The 25,014-nt window shown below is 32.1% G+C and carries 29 protein-coding genes; all 29 read right to left on the bottom strand.

The genetic code is table 11. The features are described 5' to 3' along the window. Positions 1-24: 24 nt before the first annotated feature. The gene (locus AC0N0V_RS04565) at positions 25-378 is read right to left on the bottom strand and encodes a response regulator (protein ID WP_474462397.1); all 354 of its coding nucleotides are present in this window, start codon (positions 376-378) and stop codon (positions 25-27) included. 28 nt (positions 379-406) lie between these two features. Beyond that, on the bottom strand, positions 407-988 hold the full coding sequence (locus AC0N0V_RS04560) for a TetR/AcrR family transcriptional regulator (protein WP_474462396.1): 582 nt from the start codon (positions 986-988) through the stop codon (positions 407-409). 348 nt (positions 989-1,336) lie between these two features. Continuing rightward, entirely contained in the window at positions 1,337-2,188 is an 852-nt protein-coding gene (locus AC0N0V_RS04555; RefSeq protein WP_474462395.1) for a YitT family protein, read from the bottom strand. Positions 2,189-2,730: 542 nt separating this feature from the next. Beyond that, complete coding sequence (locus AC0N0V_RS04550) at positions 2,731-3,171, bottom strand: hypothetical protein (protein ID WP_474462394.1); 441 nt, start codon at positions 3,169-3,171, stop codon at positions 2,731-2,733. A gap of 22 nt (positions 3,172-3,193) precedes the next feature. After that, complete coding sequence (locus AC0N0V_RS04545) at positions 3,194-3,463, bottom strand: hypothetical protein (protein ID WP_474462393.1); 270 nt, start codon at positions 3,461-3,463, stop codon at positions 3,194-3,196. A 25-nt stretch (positions 3,464-3,488) separates the two neighbouring features. After that, positions 3,489-3,749, bottom strand: coding sequence for a hypothetical protein (locus tag AC0N0V_RS04540; RefSeq protein ID WP_474462392.1), 261 nt, complete (start codon positions 3,747-3,749; stop codon positions 3,489-3,491). 463 nt (positions 3,750-4,212) lie between these two features. Further along, entirely contained in the window at positions 4,213-4,734 is a 522-nt protein-coding gene (gene cobO, locus AC0N0V_RS04535) for a cob(I)yrinic acid a,c-diamide adenosyltransferase (RefSeq protein WP_474464443.1), read from the bottom strand. A 44-nt stretch (positions 4,735-4,778) separates the two neighbouring features. Then, on the bottom strand, positions 4,779-5,615 hold the full coding sequence (locus AC0N0V_RS04530) for a GHMP family kinase ATP-binding protein (RefSeq protein WP_474462391.1): 837 nt from the start codon (positions 5,613-5,615) through the stop codon (positions 4,779-4,781). A 34-nt stretch (positions 5,616-5,649) separates the two neighbouring features. Further along, the gene (locus tag AC0N0V_RS04525) at positions 5,650-6,417 is read right to left on the bottom strand and encodes a cobalt-precorrin-6A reductase (protein WP_474462390.1); all 768 of its coding nucleotides are present in this window, start codon (positions 6,415-6,417) and stop codon (positions 5,650-5,652) included. Between the two features lie 26 nt (positions 6,418-6,443). Continuing rightward, positions 6,444-7,244 (bottom strand): sirohydrochlorin cobaltochelatase, encoded by an 801-nt coding sequence (locus AC0N0V_RS04520; RefSeq protein ID WP_474462388.1) that lies wholly within the window; start codon positions 7,242-7,244, stop codon positions 6,444-6,446. A 74-nt stretch (positions 7,245-7,318) separates the two neighbouring features. Further along, on the bottom strand, positions 7,319-8,035 hold the full coding sequence (gene cobJ / locus AC0N0V_RS04515; protein WP_474462387.1) for a precorrin-3B C(17)-methyltransferase: 717 nt from the start codon (positions 8,033-8,035) through the stop codon (positions 7,319-7,321). Positions 8,036-8,103: 68 nt separating this feature from the next. Next, the gene (gene cbiG / locus AC0N0V_RS04510) at positions 8,104-9,195 is read right to left on the bottom strand and encodes a cobalt-precorrin 5A hydrolase (protein WP_474462386.1); all 1,092 of its coding nucleotides are present in this window, start codon (positions 9,193-9,195) and stop codon (positions 8,104-8,106) included. Then, positions 9,137-9,913, bottom strand: coding sequence for a precorrin-4 C(11)-methyltransferase (gene cobM / locus AC0N0V_RS04505; protein WP_474462385.1), 777 nt, complete (start codon positions 9,911-9,913; stop codon positions 9,137-9,139). Before cobM ends, cbiG begins: the two co-directional genes overlap by 59 nt. 45 nt (positions 9,914-9,958) lie before the next feature. Further along, positions 9,959-10,645 (bottom strand): cobalt-factor II C(20)-methyltransferase, encoded by a 687-nt coding sequence (locus tag AC0N0V_RS04500; RefSeq protein WP_474462384.1) that lies wholly within the window; start codon positions 10,643-10,645, stop codon positions 9,959-9,961. A gap of 137 nt (positions 10,646-10,782) precedes the next feature. Continuing rightward, positions 10,783-11,346, bottom strand: coding sequence for a precorrin-6Y C5,15-methyltransferase (decarboxylating) subunit CbiT (gene cbiT / locus AC0N0V_RS04495; RefSeq protein ID WP_474462383.1), 564 nt, complete (start codon positions 11,344-11,346; stop codon positions 10,783-10,785). A 12-nt stretch (positions 11,347-11,358) separates the two neighbouring features. After that, entirely contained in the window at positions 11,359-11,979 is a 621-nt protein-coding gene (gene cbiE / locus AC0N0V_RS04490; RefSeq protein ID WP_474462382.1) for a precorrin-6y C5,15-methyltransferase (decarboxylating) subunit CbiE, read from the bottom strand. A 69-nt stretch (positions 11,980-12,048) separates the two neighbouring features. After that, positions 12,049-13,128: a cobalt-precorrin-5B (C(1))-methyltransferase CbiD gene (gene cbiD / locus AC0N0V_RS04485; protein WP_474462380.1), complete on the bottom strand. Its 1,080-nt coding sequence runs from the start codon at positions 13,126-13,128 to the stop codon at positions 12,049-12,051. 4 nt (positions 13,129-13,132) lie between these two features. Beyond that, positions 13,133-13,753 carry a precorrin-8X methylmutase gene (locus tag AC0N0V_RS04480; RefSeq protein WP_474462379.1) on the bottom strand — a complete coding sequence of 207 codons (621 nt, stop codon included), beginning with the start codon at positions 13,751-13,753 and terminating at the stop codon, positions 13,133-13,135. A 39-nt stretch (positions 13,754-13,792) separates the two neighbouring features. Beyond that, a complete protein-coding gene (gene cobT, locus AC0N0V_RS04475; protein ID WP_474462377.1) occupies positions 13,793-14,866 on the bottom strand; it encodes a nicotinate-nucleotide--dimethylbenzimidazole phosphoribosyltransferase in 1,074 nt (357 codons plus the stop codon). Between the two features lie 129 nt (positions 14,867-14,995). Further along, complete coding sequence (locus tag AC0N0V_RS04470; RefSeq protein WP_474462375.1) at positions 14,996-16,321, bottom strand: cobyrinate a,c-diamide synthase; 1,326 nt, start codon at positions 16,319-16,321, stop codon at positions 14,996-14,998. Positions 16,322-16,424: 103 nt separating this feature from the next. Then, positions 16,425-16,856, bottom strand: a complete 432-nt coding sequence (locus AC0N0V_RS04465) for a hypothetical protein (protein ID WP_474462373.1) — start codon at positions 16,854-16,856, stop codon at positions 16,425-16,427. Positions 16,857-17,223: 367 nt separating this feature from the next. Then, positions 17,224-18,492 carry a glutamate-1-semialdehyde 2,1-aminomutase gene (hemL, locus tag AC0N0V_RS04460; RefSeq protein WP_474462371.1) on the bottom strand — a complete coding sequence of 423 codons (1,269 nt, stop codon included), beginning with the start codon at positions 18,490-18,492 and terminating at the stop codon, positions 17,224-17,226. A 23-nt stretch (positions 18,493-18,515) separates the two neighbouring features. Continuing rightward, positions 18,516-19,484, bottom strand: coding sequence for a porphobilinogen synthase (gene hemB / locus AC0N0V_RS04455; protein WP_474462369.1), 969 nt, complete (start codon positions 19,482-19,484; stop codon positions 18,516-18,518). A 61-nt stretch (positions 19,485-19,545) separates the two neighbouring features. Continuing rightward, complete coding sequence (gene cobA / locus AC0N0V_RS04450) at positions 19,546-21,000, bottom strand: uroporphyrinogen-III C-methyltransferase (RefSeq protein WP_474462367.1); 1,455 nt, start codon at positions 20,998-21,000, stop codon at positions 19,546-19,548. A gap of 12 nt (positions 21,001-21,012) precedes the next feature. After that, on the bottom strand, positions 21,013-21,885 hold the full coding sequence (gene hemC, locus AC0N0V_RS04445; protein WP_474462365.1) for a hydroxymethylbilane synthase: 873 nt from the start codon (positions 21,883-21,885) through the stop codon (positions 21,013-21,015). A gap of 173 nt (positions 21,886-22,058) precedes the next feature. Continuing rightward, positions 22,059-22,712 (bottom strand): NAD(P)-dependent oxidoreductase, encoded by a 654-nt coding sequence (locus AC0N0V_RS04440; protein ID WP_474462363.1) that lies wholly within the window; start codon positions 22,710-22,712, stop codon positions 22,059-22,061. Further along, positions 22,670-23,869 carry a glutamyl-tRNA reductase gene (gene hemA, locus AC0N0V_RS04435; RefSeq protein WP_474462361.1) on the bottom strand — a complete coding sequence of 400 codons (1,200 nt, stop codon included), beginning with the start codon at positions 23,867-23,869 and terminating at the stop codon, positions 22,670-22,672. Before hemA ends, AC0N0V_RS04440 begins: the two co-directional genes overlap by 43 nt. A gap of 179 nt (positions 23,870-24,048) precedes the next feature. Then, the gene (locus AC0N0V_RS04430) at positions 24,049-24,750 is read right to left on the bottom strand and encodes a CbiQ family ECF transporter T component (RefSeq protein ID WP_474462359.1); all 702 of its coding nucleotides are present in this window, start codon (positions 24,748-24,750) and stop codon (positions 24,049-24,051) included. Further along, the gene (locus tag AC0N0V_RS04425) at positions 24,716-25,012 is read right to left on the bottom strand and encodes an energy-coupling factor ABC transporter substrate-binding protein (protein ID WP_474462357.1); all 297 of its coding nucleotides are present in this window, start codon (positions 25,010-25,012) and stop codon (positions 24,716-24,718) included. Before AC0N0V_RS04425 ends, AC0N0V_RS04430 begins: the two co-directional genes overlap by 35 nt. Between the last annotated feature and the right edge of the window lie 2 nt (positions 25,013-25,014).

The following is a 25,014-nucleotide window of genomic DNA, read 5'->3' as shown; positions in this document are numbered from 1 at the left end:
TCCTCCAAACCTGTTTTTAGATACTTACAGTTTTTCAAGCATCTTTAAAATATGCTCTTCTTTATATGGTTTAACAATAAAACTCTTGGCACCATATATAATAGCGTTCCGTACATTTGTCTCCTGCCCAACAGCTGATACCATTATAACTCTACTATTAGCATCAAATTCTCTAATTTTCTTAAGTGCCTCTAGTCCATCCATTTCTGGCATAGTTATATCCATTGTAACAATATCAGGATGAAGTTCTTTATATTTTTCGACACCAATTCTGCCATTCTCAGCTTCTCCTATAACATTATAACCATTTCTCTCTAACATTGTTTTTAACGATAACCTCATAAATAACGAATCATCAACTATAAGTACATTTTTCAAAATAATCATCTCCTGTATTTTTGTGTTTTTAACAAATATTTAATAATGAAACTAAGCTAGATAACACCTTATCCTTAAGTTTAAAACTATATTCACTCATTCGCCATCTAAGGGTTATAGAACTAAACAGTCCAATAATTATATCTGCAAGTTCATCCTCTGCAAAGCTTTTACTTATTTCGCCATTTATTTGTCCATCTCGCACCATTCCAATTATGCAATTACGTCTATTTTCGTACACCTCCCTTATTTTATGCCCTAATACATCATCGTAAAGAAAGGTTGTATACAAATGTGAAATAGCAGTTATTGCTGGAAAGTTTTCATAGTATTCCGCAAAGGATTTATAAAAAAAGATTATACTTTCTTTTGATTTTAATTTGTTATTAGTTATTGTATTGTTAATCATGGTATCGTATTGAGAATAATATTCTAATACCCCTAGCAGTATGCTCTGTTTACTATTGAAATGTCTATATAACGAGGCATCAGTAACTCCCTGTCTTTTTGCAATTTCCCTGGTTGATAATTCTTCTATACCTAATTCATTAATTATTTCAATAGTGGTTAAAATGATACTTTCTTTTCTGCTTAAATAATCTCTTCTCATAATAAACTCCTATGTTAGTTATCACTTGCTTACATCTAAAATTTTACAAAATCAATCATATATTGTCAACATTTTTTGACAATTTTGGTCATAAAATATACACTTTGTAAATAATTCACTAATAATGCACTATTAATTATAGTTAGAAAATTACCTTTTACTTATTCTTTAAATGATAATTTTATTATAGTCCTGATATATAACTAAAATAAATTAAAATAAAGACCTCCTTTAGTACCTGTTACTAAAGGAGGTCTTTATTTTAATTAGTCATCGGACTAGCTTTAACTATATAAAAGCATCTATTAGGTTTATTTAGTAGATGGAAGAATTTCATAATTAAGTCATCTAAAAAGCAGCTGCTTTGAAGCCTTTTCCACGAACTTCAGCTGTATCCATTATAGATACTACAGCAGATGAATCTATATTTTCAATTAGGTTTTTTGCTTGTTCAAGTTCTCTTGAAGTTAAAATACAGTATATAATCTTCTTTTTATCACCAGTATAAGCACCTTCTCCATAAAGGTAAGTTACTCCTCTACCTAACTTCTGTAAAATGGCTTGCTTAACTCCATCACACTCTCCAGTGACAATGAGAACCACTTTTTCCTTATCAAAACCTTGAATAGCTCTGTCGAGCACTGCTGAGCTCAAATACATCGCTATTAAAGTATAAACCGCAGTTTCTAAGTTCCCAATAAACATACCGATAGCGACAATCACAGCATTTATCATGAATCCTATATTTCCTATTGATATCCCATACTTTTTCTTAACTACTACGGCTATAATATCTGTACCGCCTTGCGATGCTCTATTCTTAAATATTATTCCACATCCAAGTCCCATTATAATTCCACCACATAAAGACGAAAGTAATGGGTCTGGCATATAATAAAAGTTTTGCAACTGCCTTGTTAATATTAGAGAAAGTGACATAGCAATCATACCTATAAAACTAAAAATACCAAACTCCTTATCAACAGCTTTTATACCAATCAAAAAGATTGGAATATTGATAAGTATTACAAAATAACCTGAAGATATACCCATAATGTATTGAAGTATTATTGCTATTCCAGCAACCCCTCCACTTAAAAACTTATGAGGTATGATAAAGGTGTTAACTCCAACTGAATAAATTAAACTGCCTATTATTATCATTAGGACCCTTAACAAATTTTCTTTCTTACTAAACATTTACTGCTATGCCTCCTTATATTATTAAAACATACCTAAATTTCAGCCTATCATTTTAAACAAGAGCTTGTTTTCAATTTTGCTCGTTTAAATCATTAATTAAATTTTATTACAGCTTTTCATCCAAGTCAAAGGACTGACACATGGATTAATCCATATATCAGTCCAATTATGAGTCCATTTAGTTGTAATCATAAAGGAATACCACTATTTCTCCTTTTATCATCTAAATTACTGATGAATTCTCATTCTTCATATGGTAGAAAATTTAAACATTAATTAATATAATAAAACTCTAGTTATCTGAAATTTTAATAACTTCTTTTCTAATATATGAAAAGAAAAAATTCCTTTGCACATATTCTAAACAAAGGAATTTTTCCTAAAATATAACACTCTAGATTTATCACCTTAATATATATTGAAATCGTATATATAATTTAACTAAAAATAGACTAATACACAAACACCTTATATTTATTTGCCTAGCCCCTTACTATCTGCTCTGGAGATAAAATTAAGTCTATCAAATTACTTTTCTACTAATATCCAAATGAGCGTTTGTCTTCTTTTTTATCGTATCTGCTTTCATTTCTCCTGTCATTATTTCTGTATTCTTTTCTGTCATCATTTCTTTCATTTTTACTATCATCTTTCTTCTCATCTTTATTATTCTTTTCACTGTCTTTTTCATTATTTCTTTCTTCACTATCTTGACTACTGTTACTATTGCTGCTGTTACTATTATTACTTTCTTCTTGTGTACTTGTCTCTTTTAATATAGTTTCCATTAGTTCCATCAATCCTGCTTCAGCAGAAACATAGGCAATATGTGGTATTTCAATTATAGTAATTTCTCCATTAACATTGGAAATAATAGACTTATCCATTACAGCTTCTATAACTACATTTTTTATTTTTTCTCCTGATTTAAAGCAAATGCTTACATTACTTCTTGTCAACTTTGCCAGTAAGTCTTTCATTTGCTTTCCTCCTTTAATTTAATTATTTTTTACTATCTTTATTTTCTTGTTTTTGCTCACCATTTTGATTTTGGTTTTGGCTCTTTAATATAGTTTCCATAACTTCCATTATACCTGTTCCTATTGAAATATAGCCAATGTGTGGTATTTCAATAAGTGTTAGTTTTCCTTCATGATTAGCTACAACTGTATTTCCAAGTACAGCTTCTATAATAACATTCTCCAATTTTTCTCCTGATTTAAAAGTAATTGTCACAGTACTTCTGGTTATCTTTTCCAACAAATCTTTCATTTTTTTCCTCCTATAATATAAATTATTAATTTTCTTTTTTACTCTCTTTACTTTCTTCTTCCGTATCTTTTCTGTTGTCAACCACAGTTTTCATAATTTCCATAATCCCTTTTTCTGCTGTTACATAGGCAATGTGTCCTACATCAACAAATGTTACTTTTCTATCAAAATTAGCGATTATTGTGTTTCCAACTATACGTTCTATGACCACATTGTCTATTTTTTCTCCTGATTTAAAGCAAATATCTACAGTAGCTCTTGTTAGCTTTACTAGTAAATCCTTCATTTGTTTTCCTCATCTTATTTCATACTAATCACCATTAATATCAACATCTTTTTATAAATATTGATACTTTGAGATCTTTTGCTTCAAAAATTGTTTTGTAATTTATTTAAGTGATAGTAAGTTCTTTTGTCAATTTAGTCAGAGGTATTCTCATTTAAACTTTAATTAATCTTCCGTTACTATATAATATGACAGGGTATTTATAGTGTTACTTAATCTTAATAGATTTTTAATATGACTATTACTTTATGATAGAAATTATAATTACCTAGAGGTTTAGTAATCTAGATGTTGATATATTTATATTGCAATAAGCAGAATCCAATAAAAGATTTCATCTTCTCAAAATTAAAGTTAAAAAGGTTAACTTTTCAACTTTAATTAATTTATTGAAATAGTTAACCTTTATTTAGCTTATATTATAAAATAATATAACCCCGTACTATAAATACGGGGTTATGGATTAATCCTCTATACCTTTTCTTGCCGGAACGCCTTGTGTGTAATAGTGTTTTATTTCTCTCATCTCTGTAACCAAATCAGCCTTCTCTATTAACTTATCATTTGCATATCTTCCTGTAAGAATTACTTCCACATTTTCAGTTTTCTTGTCTAACATTTCTATAACTTCCTCTACTTTGAAAAGCTCATAGAAGATAGCTATATTTATTTCATCTAGGACTACAACATCATATTGCCCTGAAGTTAAAGCCTCTTCTGCTTTCTTTAATCCTTCTTTAGCTACCTCTATATCTGCTTTCGTTGGATTACCAAATATAAAAGTATTTCTTCCAAACTGTTCTAATGTGAAGTTTGGTAAATAATTTACTGCATTTAGCTCACTGTACTTCATTCCCTTTACAAACTGTCCAAAGAAAACCTTCTTGCCAGCACATACTGCTCTAAGTGATAAACCTAAAGCCGCAGTAGTTTTTCCTTTTCCATTTCCTGTATAAATTTGAATGTATCCTTTATTATCCATGATATCTCCTTCTTTCATATATATTTAGAATTCTGATCAGTTATCTATCATATATCTATCTTCTCTAAAGTCTTTACTGGATATACCCTGCAAATGCCTAATCCATTAGCTAGTCTTTCAGCAAATTTAAGAGCTTGAAGATCCTCATATAAGATACCCAAAACACTACCGCTATGAGCACCTATTATGCCTAAACCAGAAGTTCTACTCTTTATATTCATCACTTCTTCCAAGAAATCATAAGGAAGCCTTTTCTGATTTCTTAGTATACTTTCTGTAGCTACATATGCAAGCTTTTCCAAGTTCTTTTCCTTTGCAGCTTCTTTTAATGTGGACACTAAATCATCTACGTCACTTAACGATGGTAAGTTTTTATTATTAAATTCTACAGTATCTACTATTTTGCTACCTTCAAAAGCTAGAATATTATACTTAAAATAATCACCTATAGATTCCTTAACCATACCTTTTTTATAATCGAATATAGTCATTTCATTAAATATAATGCTATCTGTTGGCTCTATTCTTATGCACTGTTCTATAAGCTCTTGTTCGTTAACCTCTCTATGAAACATTTTAAGCAGACAATAATATAATCCGCATAAATCTGCTGTGCTACTTGCCAATCCCTTACCATATGGTATTTGAGAATTTATCTCTATATCTATATTTTTATAATAACTCTCGTATCCCCAAAGTTTTAAAATATTATAAAGGAAATCAGCTGACTTTTTATTACTAAATTTTTTATCAGCATTATTACATTCAAAAACCCTAACATTTGTATAGATGTCTACAGGACAAGAGAGCAATAAATCTTTACTATTTATTCTTCCCTGCAACACCTCTCCAAAGCTCCCCGGGTAATTTACTGTAAACTCCATAAGCTACACCCTTTACACTTTATTTTTCCGATGACTATCCTCTTAACCTCATTAAGTATTTAACTAATCCTTCTACATCATGAAAAACATTCCTGTATTCAAGCTCTTTCCTACCTATAACAAATGCAAATATTTTAGTATCTATGCAAGCCCTAAGCTTTTCTTCTGTACCACCTTCAATACCGCTATCTTTAAGAATCATAGCCTTAGCATTATATTCGTTAATAAAGGCACAATTAAGTTCATACCCTATAGGACCTTTTATTGCAATTAAGTCATCAAGCCTTACTCCTTTATCAAAGCACTCTTGAATAACTTTCATAGAAGGTAGTACTCTATGAATTATTCTATTTTGTAGGTTCATTGACAGCATCTTGTCTAAATTTCTGCTTCCTGTAGTATTAAGTATGGTTCCATCTATATTTTTCAGTTCATAATAAAGCTCATCATAATCATTAACTTCTATAATATACTTTTCATTACTAAATTTTTGAATTGAAGAGGGTCTTTCATATCTTATATATTCAATATTTAAAGCTTCACATGCTTTAATAGCATTCTTAGTAACCTCTAAGGCATAAGGATGTGTTGCATCAACTAATTGATTCACGCCTTTTTCTCTAAGAGTATTAATCAACTCTTCTAATGGTAAAGGTCTTGTATTCAGGTAAGCATATTTATAACCTTTTAGAATTTCACCACCATACTCGGTAGCAGTAGATACGAATATATCCTCTGTATAATTATTTAAAAATGATAATATTTTTCTTCCTTCTGAAGTTCCAAGAATTAATCCTATCATTGATAAACTCCTATCTATAGATAATTTTACCCTATCATTAGAGGATTACCCTCTATACAATCTTTTATATGCTGAACATATATCTGCTGATATGCTCCATTTTCGCCCAAACCATGAAGAAATACATTGACCTTAAACTCTTCTTTCTCTAATATACTTTTCCAAGAATCTTCTTCATCGCTTGCCATATCGTTTATAGCATGGTCTCCAGCTACTAGCATAAACGGCATTAATGTTACTTCTTTTATATTATCCTTTTTAAGCTTAGGAATAATATGCTCCAGCATAGGATATCCTTCTACAGTTCCTACATAAATCTTATCTGATACATTATCATGTATTATAGACTGAAGTAATGTATAGCTTGCATTAGCCGGATGTGTTGAGCCATGCCCCATAAGCACTACACCAGAGTTTTCAACAAGTTCTGGTAGCTGAGTTTTTAATGCTTCTGCTGCTATTAAGTAATCCTTTTCCCTATATAGTATAGGTCTTCCTAAAACTAATTTATCAAAAAAATTCTTATATAAGTTAACAGCGTTAATTATCTTGTCATATTCATCTCCTGGCATTATATGAAGAGGTTGAACGTAAACTTCTGTGAATCCATCTGCTTTCATTTTTTCCAATGCTTCTTCTGTTTTATCTATGAAAATATTGCTTTCTTCCTTTAACTTTTTGATTATCATGTATGAAGTAAAGGCTCTTCTTACATCATATCCATCAAAGCATTCCTTAATTCTATTCTCTGTACTTTCAATACATGTTCTAAATGTTTCCATAACACTTGTTCCAAAACTTACTACTAATATACCTTTTTTACTCATTCGTATCACCTCTTGTTTTTGTTTGAATTTGCAACTCTAAAACCTAAATTATTAACAGACGATTAATAATTATGCTATACTTGATATCCTCTAGGAGTTATAAACTGACCATCTTTAGTAAAACTCTTACTATTTCCTATAATTACTATAGAAAACATATCAACTATGCTATCATCAAAGGTATCCAAAGTGAATAATGTTATTTCTTCTCCTTCTCTTAAAGCATTTTTAACTACTGCTATTGGTGTATTTCCTTTTCTATACTTTTTAATTATGCCAATACATTCTCCTAAATAAAGAGGTCTGCCGTGACTTTTAGGGTTGTATAGCGAAATAATAAAATCTCCCTCTGAAGCAAGTTCAACCCTCTTTTTTATTAAATCATAAGGCGTCATAAGATCGCTTAAACTTATGTTGCAATTATCATGCATAAGTGGCGCTCCAACCCTTGATGCTGCTGCTGAGGATGCTGTTACTCCAGGGATTACTTCGACAACTTCATCTACTCTCATCTCCAAAATAAGTCCTGCCATACCATAAATCCCAGCATCTCCTGTACTTACTATTGAAACTATTTTATCTTTAGATAACTCTAAAGCTTCCTTACATCTCTCTACTTCTCCACGCATTCCAGTAGAGACTACAATCTTATCCTTTATTAATGGTTTTATCATTTCAATGTATTTTGTATATCCTACAATAACTTCACTTTCTTCAATTGCTTTTACTGACTTTAAAGTCATATGATCAAGTCCTCCTGGACCGATACCTACCACGTATAGTTTTCCCATTTTAACACATCCTTTTCTGTATAGTTCGAAAATTAGTCATCTACTTTACTATTGTTTATCACTAACAACTAATAAAGCTCTCCTAAACATATTGTCATTCCATTGATTTTAATCTTATCGGTAATCAACCTAGCCCCTGTTAGTTCTACACATGGCTCCGATACAGCTCGTACACCTATTGTCTTTTCAACAAAGTCACTACCTTCATACCTGTTATGTACTTTCCTTATTTCATCTATTGAATATATTTTCAGTTCACATCTAAAGTATTCTACTAATTTTAGTATTGCTTGCTCATTCATTTTAACTTCAACGGTTGCTATAGTTCTAACAGATCGTTCATCCAGATTCTTTTCTTTTAAAAGATTTTTTATATTATGTTTCATTTCCTCTGGATTGAAGTCTTTTCTACATCCAATTCCGAGTACTATATCTCTTCTTACAAGTTTTAGAACTGGTATTCTCTTATATTCATTCATTAGATTATCTCTATATAGTTTACATTGATTATTTTTAATTTCATTTGGTAATTTCTCTAGAATATGATCCTGTAAATTATGAGTGACATAAACAAGTCCTCCTACATTTTTCAGTCCATCAGTATAGCCTATTGGTATAGATATTTTATCTTTTAAATCTACAAAGCCTACATCTTTCTTTTCCACTAATAAAGCAGCAATTTCCTTGGCACTTTTAAGATTATCTATTACTAACCCATTATCTTTAGCAATCATGTCAGGAGCAACAACCCCTAAGTTATCTGTTGCGGTTGTAATTACAGGAATATTATTAAGTATTTCAGACACTTTTAATGTAAGTTCGTTGGCCCCTCCTAAATGTCCACTTAAAAGGCTAATCACGAACTTACCACAGCTATCTATTACTAGCACTGCTGGGTCTTCGTCTTTTCCTTTAATATACTCCGCAATTGCTCGTACAGCTATTCCTGTTGAGCTAATAAATATCACCGCTTTATGTTCTTTCATAGCTGTTTTAGTAACTTCTTTAATACCAAATTCTTTTACAGCATCTTTAGAGAATAAGTTTATATCTAAGGTATCTTTTAGCTTTTCTGCAATGATTTCTCCTGATTTTGTTACATTAATTACTGCTATTTTCATCTTTAGCAGTTCTAAACATATGAGTAAAGCTTTCATCATATAAAAGACTCTTATCATACTCACAGTTTATAAAATCTCCTACAAGTATTTGAGCTGTTTTGGTTATATTTTCTGCTTTAACTTTTTCTGCAATATCATCTAAAGTTCCTATAACACACTTTTGATCTTCCCAAGTAGCTCTTTGAATAACCGCCACAGGAACATTTCTTCCGTATCCTTTTCTTAATCTTTCTACAACTTTATCTATCATATTTACTGATAAGAAAAGAGCCATTGATGCACCTATGCCTGCTAATTTTTCTAAATCCTCTTTCTCTGGTACTGGGGTCCTTCCTTCAACTCTTGTAAGTATAACTGTCTGACTTACATTTGGAAGTGTGAATTCCTTACTTATAGCTGATGCAGCCGCTGTAAATGAGCTTACTCCTGGTATAACCTTATAAGGTATATTTAGTTTTTCTAACTCATCCATCTGCTCTTTTATAGCTCCATATATTGCAGGGTCACCAGTATGTAATCTTACAATCTTTTTATTTTCTTTATAAGAGTTATTTATTACATCAATAACTTCATTTAAAGTCATAGAGGCAGAATTATGAATCTCTACTCCTTCCTTACAATACTCAAAATGCTCCTTACTAACTAAAGAACCAGCATAAATTATTACATCAGCTTCTGACAGTATTTTTCTACCCTTAACAGTTATTAAATCTGGGTCCCCTGGACCTGCTCCGATAAAATATAATGTATTCTCCATCGTAAATATCTCCTTTTTAATCAATTAAATCTAGAATTATATCTACTAATCCCTCTGTGCTATCACAAGTGACATATAATCCCTGCTATTTAATATTTCTTCTCTATCCCTAAGAACCTCTTGGCCTTCTCTATAAGCTCTCTTTACAAAAGTGTATCTAAAGCCTTTCTCTTCAAGAACATTTAAGACCTTTTCCTCCAGCTTATAAACCTTCATTATTACTACGAACTTTTCATCCGTTATTTTATCTACTTGAGTTGCAGGAAGAATTAAAACTCTTTCATCACCTATTACAATTGTCTCACCTGCTATACTTGCAGCGGCACAAAAGGAGGTAATTCCAGGAACCGTTTCTGTATTATATCCTCGCTCCTTTATGTACCTTAAAAGATATATATATGTACTATATACAAAAGGGTCTCCTATAGTTAAGAAAGCAACATCTTTTCCTTCCTTCAATTTTTCCTCTATACTTTTAAAAGCTTCATATATCTTACCTTCTTGCTCTTCTCCACCCATTGGAAAATGTTTTATCAAAACTTCCTTATCTTCGCTTATGAAATTTTTAGCAGTATCCAGAGCTATGCTATTTCCACCGTCCTTAGCAGAAGGTGCTACTACTACTTGGCACTTCTTTAAAACATTTACAGCTTTAAGAGTTAACAATTCTTCATCGCCTGGCCCAACACCTATGCCGTATAGGGTTCCTAATACTTTATTATCCTTTTCCATGAATATTATCCTCCATACTTTTCACTATTTTTAATAACCAGACTCAATAATTAACTTATCATAGGTAGTTGCTTATTAATATCTAATAGTTAACAATACAGAAGATATTAATAAGTAACTACCGATGGAGGTGAACATCAAGCCTTTCTTCCTGTTAGAATAAATATGCTATTACTAGCAGTCATCATATAGCTCTTTCCTCGAGTTTTGCTTATAGAAATCTGCATACATTCAACTTCATAATTTAACTCTTTTAACGTATTCATAGCTTTATAAAGATTATCTATAGTAATGAAATTTAAAACCATATTGTGACCTGACCTTAGCTTTTGATCATATCTTCTTATAATTTCTTCTATATTTCCTCCACTTCCACCAATAAATATAGCATCGAATATTGCGTCCATATCTTCTTCTACACTAAGCGCTTCTCCTTCAACTATTGTTAAGTTGGTGGCATTAAACTTTTCTCTATTAATCTTTATAATTTCAAGTGCTTCTTCGTCTTTTTCTATAGCTATTACATCACCATTTGTACAAATTTTAGATATTTGTATACTTACAGATCCTGTACCAGCCCCTATATCAAGCACTCTATAGTTCTCTTTTAATTCTAATTTTGCCGTGCTTAAAATCCTAACTTCTTCTTTAGTCATAGGGCAATTTCCACGTACAAATTCTTCGTCTTTTATATAAATCATTTGACCGTTCTCCTAACTTATATCTAAGTTTTCTACTGCTAAAACACACAAATTGCTAAATTCAAGGTTTTTTACTTCACTTACAGTTCCCTCGGTGATCTTTTCGTCTTCATAAGATAGATTTTCTCCAACATAAATTCTAGCATTAATCTTATTTTCTTCCAAAACCCCACATAGTTGAGATGGAGAATGTTTACTGTCTGTAAGCCATATTGAAAGAAGGTTTTCCTTTACTATTTGATGAAAATCTCCCTCTCTTCCATGAAGACTTCCAAGAAAAGCTCCTTGCCAGCTTTTTCCTATCTTCCCCATCATATATTGGAAAGAACTCAGTCCGGGGATTACTTCTATATTTCTAAGATAATTCTTTTTAAGATAATCTGTTATACCATAAAAAAGAGGGTCTCCTGAAGCTGCAATCGATACATTTTCATATTCCTCTGAATTTATAATACTTATTATTTCTGAAAGCTTTTTAACAATAACTTTGTTCCCATTAGTAAAGTTTAAACTCTCGATAGCCCTATCAAATCCAATAATCAAATCAGATTTTTGTAAGATATCAACTGCTTTGGGTAATATATAATCTTTATGTCCAGGCCCTATCCCTACAACGTATACCTTATTGCTCATTTCTTAACTCCTATTAAACAAGTTTCTTGTAATAAATAACCGATTTACTTAAGTTGCTTGAATACTTATCTATTCTACACTGCTATATAATATTCCTTTATCCATTGAATACATAATGACATCAGCTTCGATAGTGTCGTAAGTATACTGCTCTATTCTCTTCTTCACTTTTAAACCTATATTCTTGTATAACTCTTCGTATCCATATCCAAGAAGTCTTACTGCTCCTTCTGTAGTCTCTTCGCTGTAAACCTTCTGAACAAGTTCTTTATCTGCCCCCATTAAAGCAAGCTCTAGTGCTAAGGTTTCTAATCTAACATCACAAACTCTGCTGTGAGTATTAAAACATCCTGAAGCGATCTTGCAGAGCTTTCCTATGTGGCCTACCATAAGTATTTTTTTGATATCCCTACCCATACAACAGTTTAGTGCAAAACCAACATAATTGGACATCACAACCATTTTATTAGTATCTAGTCCTATTTTCTCTCCAAAACTTTCTCCCATATGACCAAAGATAAGTATAAGATCCTTCTGGCCTTGAGCTATCTTCTGATTCATCTCAAGTTCAACTGACTGCATAAGAGCTTCTTCTGACATTGGCATTACTATTCCTGTAGTACCAAGAATAGATATTCCACCTAGTATATTAAGTCTTGGGTTGAAAGTTTTTTTTGCAACTTCTTCTCCTTTAGGCACGAATATAGTTATCTCTATACCTTTGCTCTTAGGAAGAACTTCTTTAACTTCCTTCTCTATCATCTTACGAGGAACAGGATTTATAGCAGGCTCACCCTTTTTTACATAAAGTCCCTCACTACAAACTACACCCACTCCCGTGCCGCCTTTCAAGCTATATCCTTCACTTTTCTTTTCAGCTCTTGCCCATATCTCTAGTCCATGTGTTGCATCAGGATCATCTCCGCCATCCTTTATTACACAACACTCAACAAAGTTATCACCCTTATTTATCTTTTCTATAGGAAGGTTTAGTACTATTCCCTTTGGAGTATCTATTTTTATCTCTTTTAAATCTTCTCCATAATAAAGCATTCTAGTTGCCGCCTTAGCTGCCGCAGCCGCACAAGAACCAGTAGTATATCCACATCTAAGTCTTTTTCCATCACAATTCACATACATATCTAGCATAATATCACCTTGTTATCATATATAGCAGTGCATTTACTATTGCAGCTGCAATATTACTCCCGCCTTTTCTTCCTCTTATAGTTATCATAGGAATGTCTAACTTTTCAATTTCCTCCTTAGATTCCGCTGCCCCTACAAATCCCACAGGTGCTCCTATTATGAATTTAGGGTTTGCCTTTCCCTCTAAAGTAAGCTCTTTCAGCTTAAATAAAGCTGTAGGTGCATTACCAAAAACGAAAAATTCTACTCCCTCTTCTACGGCTTTTTCAACTGCAGCCATAGAACGAGTTATTCCTCTTTTCTTAGCTATTTCAGCAATATCTTTTCTTCCAACATAACATTCTACTTTACAATTTAGTTTTTCTAATGTTGCTTTGCTTATCCCAGAAGCCGCCATATTGGTATCTGTGTATATAGTTACTCCTTTTTTGAATAACTCTAAAGCCGCCTCTATTGATCCTTCTCTGATATATGTTATATCCTTTAATTGAAAGTCAGCTGTAGTATGTATAACTCTTTTTATTATTTGAAGCTCTCTTTCTGAGAAATTATGATCACCCATCTCTTCTCCTATTATTTCAAAGCTTCTTTTTTCTATATCCATAGGAATTTTTATGTAGTCCATTTCTCTTTCTCCCTCATATTATTTTCTTATCTATATAATCTAGTTCTCCCTTATGTCTATAAGACAGCTTTCATCTATTGTCGCTTCTCCAAATGTAGCCATGTTGTCCATTGTATATAATGATGATTCTATTATATTAAATGCCAATGGACATCCAGTTCCTTCACCTAGTCTCATTCTTAAACTAATCATTGGGTTAAGCCCTAATTCTTTAGCCATATAAACAGCACCTGGCTCTGCTGATAAATGGGAAGGGAACATAAAGTCTCTCACATAATTACTAAGCTTATATGCACATAATGCAGCTGCCGAAGATATAAATCCGTCAATAACAATAGGAACTCTATTTTTAGCAGCACCTAAAAAACATCCACAAAGTCCAGCTATATCAAAACCTCCAACTTTACATAAAACATCTAAAACATCTTCTTTATTAGGCTTGTTTATATCCAAGGCTCTTTGTACTACTTCTTTTTTATTCTGAAACTGTTCTTCAGTAAGTCCTGAACCTTTTCCTACTACAGTTTCAACACTTAGTCCTGATAAAGCACATAAAACTGCTGCACTTGTTGTTGTATTGCCTATTCCAACTTCACCTGTCCCAAATAGGTTATAACCCTCTTTAACTAGCTTGTCTACTATTTCTATACCTACTTCAATTGCCTTTACAGCTTCATCTCTTGTCATAGCAGACTCTTTAACCATATTCTTTGTTCCATAGGCAACCTTTTCATTTATTATCTTAGGATTATTAAATTCTCCATTTACCCCTATATCTACAACAGTTACATCTGAATTGGCAAACCTAGACATAACTCCTACTCCAGTTATTCCTTTAGCACAGTTATCACTAATAATTACAGTAAATTCCTGCGGACAATTACTTACTCCTTCTTCCAAAACTCCATTATCTGCACACATAACAATTACATTCTTCTTATCTACCTTATTATGTATTTCTCCTGTAATTCCAGCCATTTTAGCAATTATTTCTTCCATTTCCCCTAAGCTTCCTATTGGTTTTGTAAGATTATCTATTCTAAGCCATGCTTTTTTCATTGCATCTTCATTTGCTGGTTTTATGCTTTCTAATGTCTTTTCTAATAAATTCATTTAATCTATCCCCTTTTTGTTTGTTAAATGTAAATTAATCCAATAACGCTTACACTAACATTCTCATATTCTTAAATTGAAAATAAACAGAGTTCTGGACTGTTAAACTAATCTGTTTTAAATTTAATCTTACCTACATAATAAGCTTTTTAACATTTCTATATTTCCAAAGAAATGAACATGTCCATACGCTGCTAAAGTATTATTTTTCAAATATCCACAATTCCATTGTTTTATTGTGCCATCATATACTTCCTTTGTAAGAAGATGTATCTTTTCTTCTTCTAAATCTACATAAGATTTATGGAACTCATGGCAATTTATTTCCATCCCCATAGGTAAAATATCATTATTTTTTTCCACTTTTAATCTAGCATATCCAAAGTTTTGGAGATTCTTTGTCATGCGAGTAGTTCCTTTAAAAAAGCCTACTGTTTCAAAGCTTTCTTTATCTTCTATATCGTGAATAGACTCAGTAAGGTACATTAAGCCTCCGCATTCAGCATAACATCTTAATCCTTTTTCTAAGTTATCCTTAATACTTTTAAGCATTGATTTATTTTTGCTTAATTCTTTTATAAATACCTCTGGATATCCACCGCCAATATATAAGAAGTCTGTATTTTCTGGCACTTTTTCATCCTCTAAGGGGCTAAAATAAGTTACCTCACCCACTTCGTTTAAAAATTCTAAGTTTTCTTTATAGTAAAAGCTAAATGCCTTGTCATAAGCAATAGCTATTTTTATCTCTCTATTCTCTAAATGATATTTATCATTATAATTTTCAGTTTCTTTAAAACAAGCTAAAAGTTCTTCTATATTTACGTTCTGTAATATCAGCTCACTGCATAAATCTATCTTTTCATTTAAGTCATCAACTTCGCTGCTTTGTACTAATCCTAAATGTCTGCTTTTTAAAGAAAGCTTTTCATTCTTAGACACGTACCCAAATACTTTAATGTTGCAGTTCTTTTCTACTGCAGCTTTTAATAATTTATAATAATTTTCACTTATGTTGTTAAATATTACTCCAACTATGTTTGCATTTTCAAAATTCATTAAACCATTAATTTCAGCACATAATGTAGCACATTGTGCCTTTGGTGATATAACTAACAGTATTGGAAGCTTTAAAACTCTAGCTACATGAGCCGTAGAGTACTGTGAGTCTATACCTTTACCATCGTAAAGTCCCATAACTCCTTCTACAACACCTAAATCACCTTTTCCTCTTGAAAAAGAAGCTTTTACCCCTTCTTCTCCCATAAGAAACAAATCTAAATTTCTTGAAGCTTTACCTGTTATGTAACTATGAAAGGCAGGATCTATATAATCAGGTCCAACCTTGTATCCTTGTACATCAAATCCCTTTTTCATTAAAGCCTTCATAATTCCTAAAGTTATAGTAGTCTTTCCACCACCACTACTATTTGAAGATATAACTAATCCCTTCAACTACTTCACCACTTTTCCGCCTAGCGGCTGGTTTTTGTTTATTCAACTTGTATTGCTACAAGTAAATATAAAAGTACTAATTCAAAACGCCATTTCATAACTTTTACAAATACCCAAGTAGCTCATTCATAAATTCCTGCTCCGTCTTAACAAGCTTCTTTGCTAAATCCACACTTTCTTTAGATGCAGTCTTATATTTATTGATATACTCACTAACTGATTTAATCCCCATGTTACAGCCATCAATCATTATGTCAGCAATTTTATGGGTATCATTATTCATAATCAATTTCATTTCCGTACTAATCCATGAAAAAGCCTTCGCACTAACTTGCGGATCCTTCTCTTCCTCATGGTATACATTTAACATTTGATGGAATTCATCACCAATCTTAATATGCTTATCATTGTATTCAGCAATAATAGACTTAAGCTTCTCGTTTTCAATATAAGGCTGCACCTGCTCCATACTATTTGTACCTGATTTACATCCCGCATTGCATTCCTTTAAAAGATTAATTGTATCTTCATTCATAGTTATCATCCTTTCCAATTGTTTATAGTATTAATATGATGAGATGCTAACTTTTTTATTCAATAAATGAAGTTATATAAATAATCTTTTCTTCATATAATTCTACTTTTACGAATTGCAGTATCTACAACTTAATTACTTGATATATAGGTGTTGATATGAGTATCGCTGATAGTACATTTAACAATCTTACGTTAGTTCTTGGCGAAACTACCTTAGAAAATTAGTGAATCTAAATATGTCTGAGCAAAGCGAGTTTATTTAGGTTCATTAATTTTCTTGGGTTGTAAGCCTTAGAGATAACCTAAGATTGTTAACAGTATGGAAGAAGTGCTCATATGAACACCAGTGCATGTCAGGTTCTAAGTTAAAACTTTCTCATTAAGTCTAAGAACTTTTCTATGTCTTCTTCTGTATGTTTTACTCCTACGAACATAGCTTCAAATTGCGCTGGTGACATAAATATTCCACCTGCTAGCATATGTTCAAAGAATCTTCCGTATAATTTAGTGTCACAAGCTTTTGCTTGCTTGTAGTTAGCAACTTCTCCACCTTCGTTGAAGAACATTGTCATCATGTTTACACGTCTGTTTATAACCAAAGGAAGACCTTTTTCCTTAGCTACTTCTTCTGCTCCATTTTGAAGCTTTTCTGCTATTTTATCCATGTACTCATAGTAATGAGGATTACTATGAAGTTTAGTAAGCGTTGTATATCCAGCTGCCATAACTAGAGGGTTTCCAGACATAGTTCCTGCCTGATAAACTGGTCCCATAGGAGATAACTGTTCCATTAAATCTCTTCTTCCGCCATAAGCACCGGATGGAAGTCCACCACCCATTATTTTAGCAAAAGTTGATAAGTCAGGTTTTACTCCATAAAGGCTTTGTGCACCTTTATACGCTACTCTAAAACCAGTCATAACTTCATCAAATATTAAGATAGCTCCATGTTTTGTACAGATTTCTCTTAGGTCTTCTAAGAATTTCTTATGTGCTGGTATAACACCCATATTTCCTGCTATAGGCTCTATGATAACTGCGGCTATATCTTCACCATACTTTTCAAAAAGTACTTTTACAGTTTCTATGTCATTGTATTGAGCAATTAGTGTATTTTCTATACTACCCTTTGGTACTCCTGGTGAACCTGGTATGTTTGATGTAAGTACTCCTGAACCAGCTTCTACTAGGAAGCCATCAAAATGACCATGGTAACAACCTGCGAATTTTATAATTCTATCTCTTTTAGTGCATCCTCTTGCAAGCTTTATAGCACTCATAGTAGCCTCTGTACCAGAGTTTACCATTCTGATCATATCTACATTATCTATTGTTGTACAGATATGTTTTGCTAATCTTAATTCAAGCTCTGTAGGTGCTCCAAAAGCTATTGCATTTTCTGCTGTATCTTTTATTGCTTTTACTACATCTTCATCACAGTGTCCAAGTATCATAGGACCCCATGCACCAATAAAATCTACATACTCTTTTTCATCTTCATCGAATATATGAGCGCCTATTCCTTTTTTTATTACAGGTGGTTTTGTATCTAATCCTACATATGCCCTAACAGGGCTGTTTACTCCTCCTGGCATGTAGATACTAGATTCATTAAATATATCTGTATTTCTCATTATTTTCATCTCCCAAGAGTTTATTATTTTTCTCTAATCCATCTAGCTGCTTCTATAGAATAATAAGTTATAATCATCTTTGCTCCTGCTCTCTTTATTGATGTCAACATTTCCAAAGCAACTCTCTTTTCATCTATAAGTCCTGCTTTAGCTGCAGCTTTAACCATAGCATATTCACCACTTACGTTATAAGCACATATTGGCACATCAAATCTATCTCTAGCCGCTCTTATAATATCTAGATAAGGCATAGCTGGCTTAATCATTATAATATCTGCTCCCTCATCTATATCATCTTCAATTTCAAGCATAGCTTCTCTTGCGTTAGCTGGGTCCATTTGATAAGTTTTTCTATCTCCAAATTGAGGAGCTGAATCAGCTGCTTCTCTAAAAGGACCATAAAAAGCTGAGCAATACTTAGCACTGTAAGCCATAATGGGGATATTTTTATAGCCATTTTCATCTAGAATTTCTCTTATAGCATCTATTCTTCCATCCATCATATCAGATGGAGCTATCATGTCTGCTCCTGCTTTAGCATGAGATAAGGATATCTTAGCTATGTATTCTAAAGTCTCATCGTTATCTACATCTTCACCATGAATTATTCCACAATGTCCATGACTTGTGTATTCACACATACAAACGTCTGTAATAACATAGATATTCTTGTTTACTTCTTTTATTTTTCTTATAGCCTTTTGTATTATTCCATTTTCATCATAAGCTCCACTACCACATGCATCTTTATGATCTGGAATTCCAAATAATATTACACTCTTAACTCCTACTTCTGTAAGTTCTTCAACAACTTCTTGTAATCTATCTACAGAAAGGTGATAGTTTCCTGGCAATGATGATATCTCTCTTTTGATATCTGTTCCTTCTACTGCAAATAAAGGATATATAAAATCTGATGGATCAAGTATAGTCTCCCTTACCATAGCTCTTACAACTTCGTTTTGTCTAAGTCTTCTGTGTCTTCTAAACATAATAATTTACCTCTTTTCTTTTTTTATCATAAAATTTAATCTATTAATGAATTCATTTTTTTCATTCAAGTAACTTATCTATAACACCCTTTGTAGTGTATTCCTCACAGATTTTATAGTTTACTCCACATCGGTCTAAAGCTTTACCTGTTATAGGTCCTATAGATATAACTCTTTTTCGCTTTATTGACTCTAGTCCTACTATTTTTATCATGTTTTCCACTGTACTGGGACTTGTAAAGATAACTGTATCTACCTCAGCAAAGGAGTCCTTATTGTGTGAGCTGCCAGTTACAGTTTCATAAGCGTGACACTCATCAACTATACATCCTGCTTCCTTTAATACCTCTACTAAGTAAGGCCTTGCATTTTTAGCTCTTGGTATAAATACCTTATCTCCTTGTTTTACAACCTTCTTCATGCTGTCGAATAAACTTTCAGCTACAAACTTTTCCGCAATAATCTCTGGAATAATTCCTCTAGCCTTAATCGCATCTTTTGTAGCTGGACCTATAGCTGCGAAAGTTGCCTTTATCTTTCTTACATCATAGTTCTTATCACTTAGATAATCAAATAGGATATTTACTCCATTTACGCTAGTACAAACTATGTAATCATAATCATTTAGTTTATCTATAAAGTTATCTAGGTTTTCAGAAGTGTTCTTTATTGCTATTGAATTTATTTCTGTAACCTGTGCTCCTAAATCTATTAACGTCTCTCTTATTTCTTTTGATTGTTCCTTTGTACGAGTAATACATACGTTTCTTCCGAATAGTGATTTTTTCTCAAACCAGTTTAACTTATCATTAAACTTAACTACCTCGCCAACTACTATAATACATGGTGAATGTAGTCCTGCTTCTGTAGCTTTTTCTTTTATATCCTTTAAAGTACCTACTACCTTTCTCTGTTTAGCAGTAGTTCCCCTCATTACTACAGCACAAGGAGTGTCTTCACTCATACTGTTTTCAATCAATTTTCCTGATATAAACCCTAAGTTTTCAAATCCCATCAAGAATATAAGTGTTCCACCTACTGTAGCTGTTGCCTTCCAGTTCATATTCAACTTTTCAGCACTCATTCCTGTGAATACATGAAAACTCTGAGCAATTTTTCTATGAGTCACAGGTATTCCACCATAGTTTAATACTGAAATTGGCGAAGTAATGCCTGGAATAACTTCAAACTCTATTCCTTCATCTATAAGTCTTAAAGCTTCTTCCCCACCTCTTCCAAAGATATAAGGATCGCCACCTTTAATTCTTCCAACTATGTGCCCTTCTTTTGCTAATTCCACAAGCATATCATTTATTTCATCTTGTGTTTTATAGTGACATCCCGGTTCTTTACCACAGTAGTATATCTTACAATTTTCATTTAGATACTTTAAAACCCCTGTTCCTGATAACCTATCATACATTACAGCTGTACATTCTTTAAGCTTTCTTATAGCTTTTAGTGTAATAAGTTCTTCATCTCCAGGACCTGCCCCAATAAGATAAACTTTTCCCATTTCAAGCCCTCCCTATGCACCTAATATTTTTTCAGCTAGCTTCTTGCCTAGTTCTAAATAATCTTCTTTTTTCCCGCTTATATCCTTCTTCACTAATTTAGATCCAACCTGGAATATTCCTATAATATTCATCATGTTTCCTTCTAATTCTGCATAGGCTCCTATAGTTGAATGACAATCACCATTTAGTGACCTCATAAAGCTTCTTTCAGCCTCAACACATATTCTAGCTTCTTCACAATCAAGCTTTTTAAACAGCTCCCCGTTTAAACTATTCCTTTTAACTTCTATTCCTAAGGCACCTTGTCCTACTGCCGGTATTATTCCATCTACAGAAAAATAATCTGTTATAATGTTTTCCATGTTAAGCCTCTTAAGTCCAGCTGCAGCAAGTATTATACCATCTAAATTTTCTCGTTCTATTTTATCAATTCGGGTTTGGACATTACCCCTGATAGGAACTATTTCTAAATCAGGTCTTAATAATTTTAGTTGATCTGCTCTCCTGTTACTACTTGTACCAATTCTAGCTCCCTTTCTTAATTCCGTAAACTGGAGGCCGTTCATAGATACAAATGCATCTCTCACATCTTCTCTTACAGGAATTGCTACTATCTCAAACATTTCAGGAACTTCAAAAGGTACATCCTTCATGCTATGTACAGCTGCATCAGCCTCTTCTTCAAAAAGTGCCATCTCAATCTCTTTAACAAAAAGTCCTTTTCCACCTATTTTGTCTAAGGTTACATCTAATCTTAAGTCTCCAGTTGTTTCTATAAGGAGTTTTTCCGCTTCTAAGCCATGATGTTCTTTTAACATACTTATTACAGTATCTGCTTGAACCTGAGCTAATTTGCTTCTACGGGTTGCTATCTTTAACGTCAAAATATATCACCATCCTAATCATTCAGTTTAGGTTTAAAAATATTCTTCATAAACAGAGCATCAGATAAATTAAAACTTTAACTTGGATGAACTTTCAAATTCATCTGATTATTAAATTTTAATAGTCCAACAACATATCACCTTATTAATCCTAATTTATAATAGTATAGATATTAAAATAGATGATCTGGATAAAACATTTTTAATATATTAACTTCTCTTTCTTTTTCATAGAAAAAATAAAAGTCATCTGAGCATATAAAATTCATTATTTCCTGCTTTCTATCCCAATCACTAATTCCATTTCTAATTGATGATGTAAAGCTTACAAACTCATCATATTTCTCCAATTGATTTTTCACCTTATTAGCTATATAAACAGAGGTTTTAGGACTTACACTTTTAGTATGTAAACCAAAAAACATATTTTTACTATTTCTTTGACATGGTGTAATACAGGTTCCCTCTTTTGGATTGCTGCAATCTATAAATAATTTATACAGCTCATTACAATCTTCCCTAATCTCCTTATTTGCCGATTCAGAATTAGTAGCAATTATAACTACGTGCTTATCATATATATAGTTTCTACTATACTCATCACATATAAGATTAATATTTTCATAGTTTTTTAGTTCGTTGAACTCTTCCAAAAACTCTTTTGAAACAACGGACACTCTACAGCCTCTATCTGCAAAAGTACGCACCTTTGTTAACGAGGCTTTTCCGCCTCCTATAACAAGTATATCTATCTTTTCAGATATGAGAGAAAGCATAGTGTACTCTATTCCGCTGTATAAAATATCTTCTGTATTATTCTTATACAATCGTCTGCACGTCCCTTCAATTGCTCCTCTTTTAATACCTCTATGGCTCTATTTATGAAAGCATCAGCTGTGCTTTTTAATAATGTCTCTGCAAGTTTATTACTATCTTTTGTATCCTTTTTATTTTTAAAGGTATTGTACCTGTCTTTATAAACTCTTTCGCCAGACTGCTTTAGCTTTATTATTTCCTGAGAGATTTTCTGCAAACTCTTCCATTCTTCAAATTCTCTCATATATTTATCTAATATAAACTTATTTTCTTTCATTATACTCTTTCTTAATTTTCTATTGTTATCATCTATAAGACTAACAGTATCAATATCATATACCTGAACATTGTCTAAGGTTGATACATCTTCCTCTATATCTCTTGGAACCGCCAAATCAAACAAAATTATATTAGTATTATTAGGCAGATCTTCTTTCTTTATTACAGTATGGGGTGCAGAGGTACAAGATATCATACAATTTACTTCCCCATAATACTTTACTCTTTCCTCAAAAGGTATTATCCTAACTCTAGGATCTTCTATATCCACCACTTTAGGATTTCTCACTACTATATATAATACTTCAAAGCTTCCTGACATTATATATTTTGTAGTTAACTTTCCAACTTCTCCAAATCCAAGAATCATAAATCTATTCATACCTTTTTTTCTACTTTCGTTTACTGCAATAGAAGAGGAGGATACTGGTATTTTATATAGTTTAGACTCAGTTCTAAATTCCTTTCCACAGGTTACTGCAAGCTGAAAAAGCTTTCGCAGCTCCTTATGTATTGTTTTTGCTTTTATTGCAGTTTCATAAGCTTCTTTTACCTGTGCTAGTATTTGATCTTCTCCAAGTATTAAGGACTCAAACCCACAAACTACCTTCATAAGGTGTTTGGAAACCTCTTTTCCTTTATAATGAAAAACATAGTTCATTAATTTCTTATCCCAGTTTAATCTATTAAATATATCTTCTAATATATTTGAATCTTCTGATGTTGAGTTAAAGTATATTTCTGTTCTATTGCAAGTGCTTATTATAACTACTTCCTCACATATTTCGGACAAGTTCTTCAAGGAATTTTCACAACGCTTTTGTATTACAGAAAATTTTTCTCTTATCTCGACTCCTACATCATCCTTTAGCGCTAAAAGCTGTATCATATTATCAACTCCCAATTTCACTCCAAATTAAAGCTTTAAATTTTCCAATCATAAAACGTTCTAATACTCTCTATTATCAATCAGCTATGTCTCTGGATTCGTTCAACTAAGAATCAGATTAAGATATAATCTCATATGATTCAAGTTTCACTTTATTAATAAAGCTTTTTACTAACTAATTATACTCCAATATATATAAGTATAGCGAGACAAAATACATAAATACATATACTACCAAGCCTTGCATATGAAAAATTAAAATTCTTGTCTAAATAAGGCATATAGCCTCTATATCCTCTACTATCCAAACCTTCTTTTATACTTTTCCACCTATACATAGTATTTATAAACAATAGACCAGCCATCTTTCCGGTGTTTACTATTTTCAACTTAAATCCATCAAACCCGCCTCTTGATTTAATTGAATTATATATAATGTGACATTCATCATCTATAAGTAGTAAAAACCGTTCCATACTCTTTGCTATATCACACACATCTTTTAACCAAGTATTTTTTGAAAGAATAAGCAATGCATCGTCTACTGGGGTTGTCAATGAAAAGAAAGATAAACATAATCCAGCAGATAGGCTTTTTAATAAGATAACTCCACAATATGCTAAACCATAATCAAATACAAAGGTTATAGAAGAAAAAGCAGCAAAGGCCGTTATCCCTAAGGTAAATTTTAAAACCACCTTTTTATTATTCCCGCATATTAAGTGAAGCACTATAAAAAGGACTATATTTAAAATTATTGGAATAGGTTTTTGGCAGAATCCTATAGCTATAATAGGAAACATACTTAATATTGTCTTCTCAACAGGATGCACATTTGATACTTTACTAATTCTTGACAGTGCCATTACTAGCTTTAGCATGTTTTTTTCTTCCTATATAATATATTATGAATGCTATACCAGCCCCAGCTTGAAGTGTAAAAATAGCACCTTCAACCTTGTCTGATCCTGGCTCCCATAGACTGTTAAACCATGGTTTATAATCTTCCTGCAGCTGGCTTATAGCGGCCTGCGCTTGGTCATCTGTTCCTTCTAAACTTTTACTTCTTATGGAGCCTATTGTAAATAAGGATATCATTAAAAATACACATAAAACACCAAGCCACATATTTCTTCTCTTCAATC

This window comes from Clostridium sp. CS1-1 (genome assembly GCF_056135525.1).
This window is presented reverse-complemented; position numbering and strand designations above follow the sequence as displayed.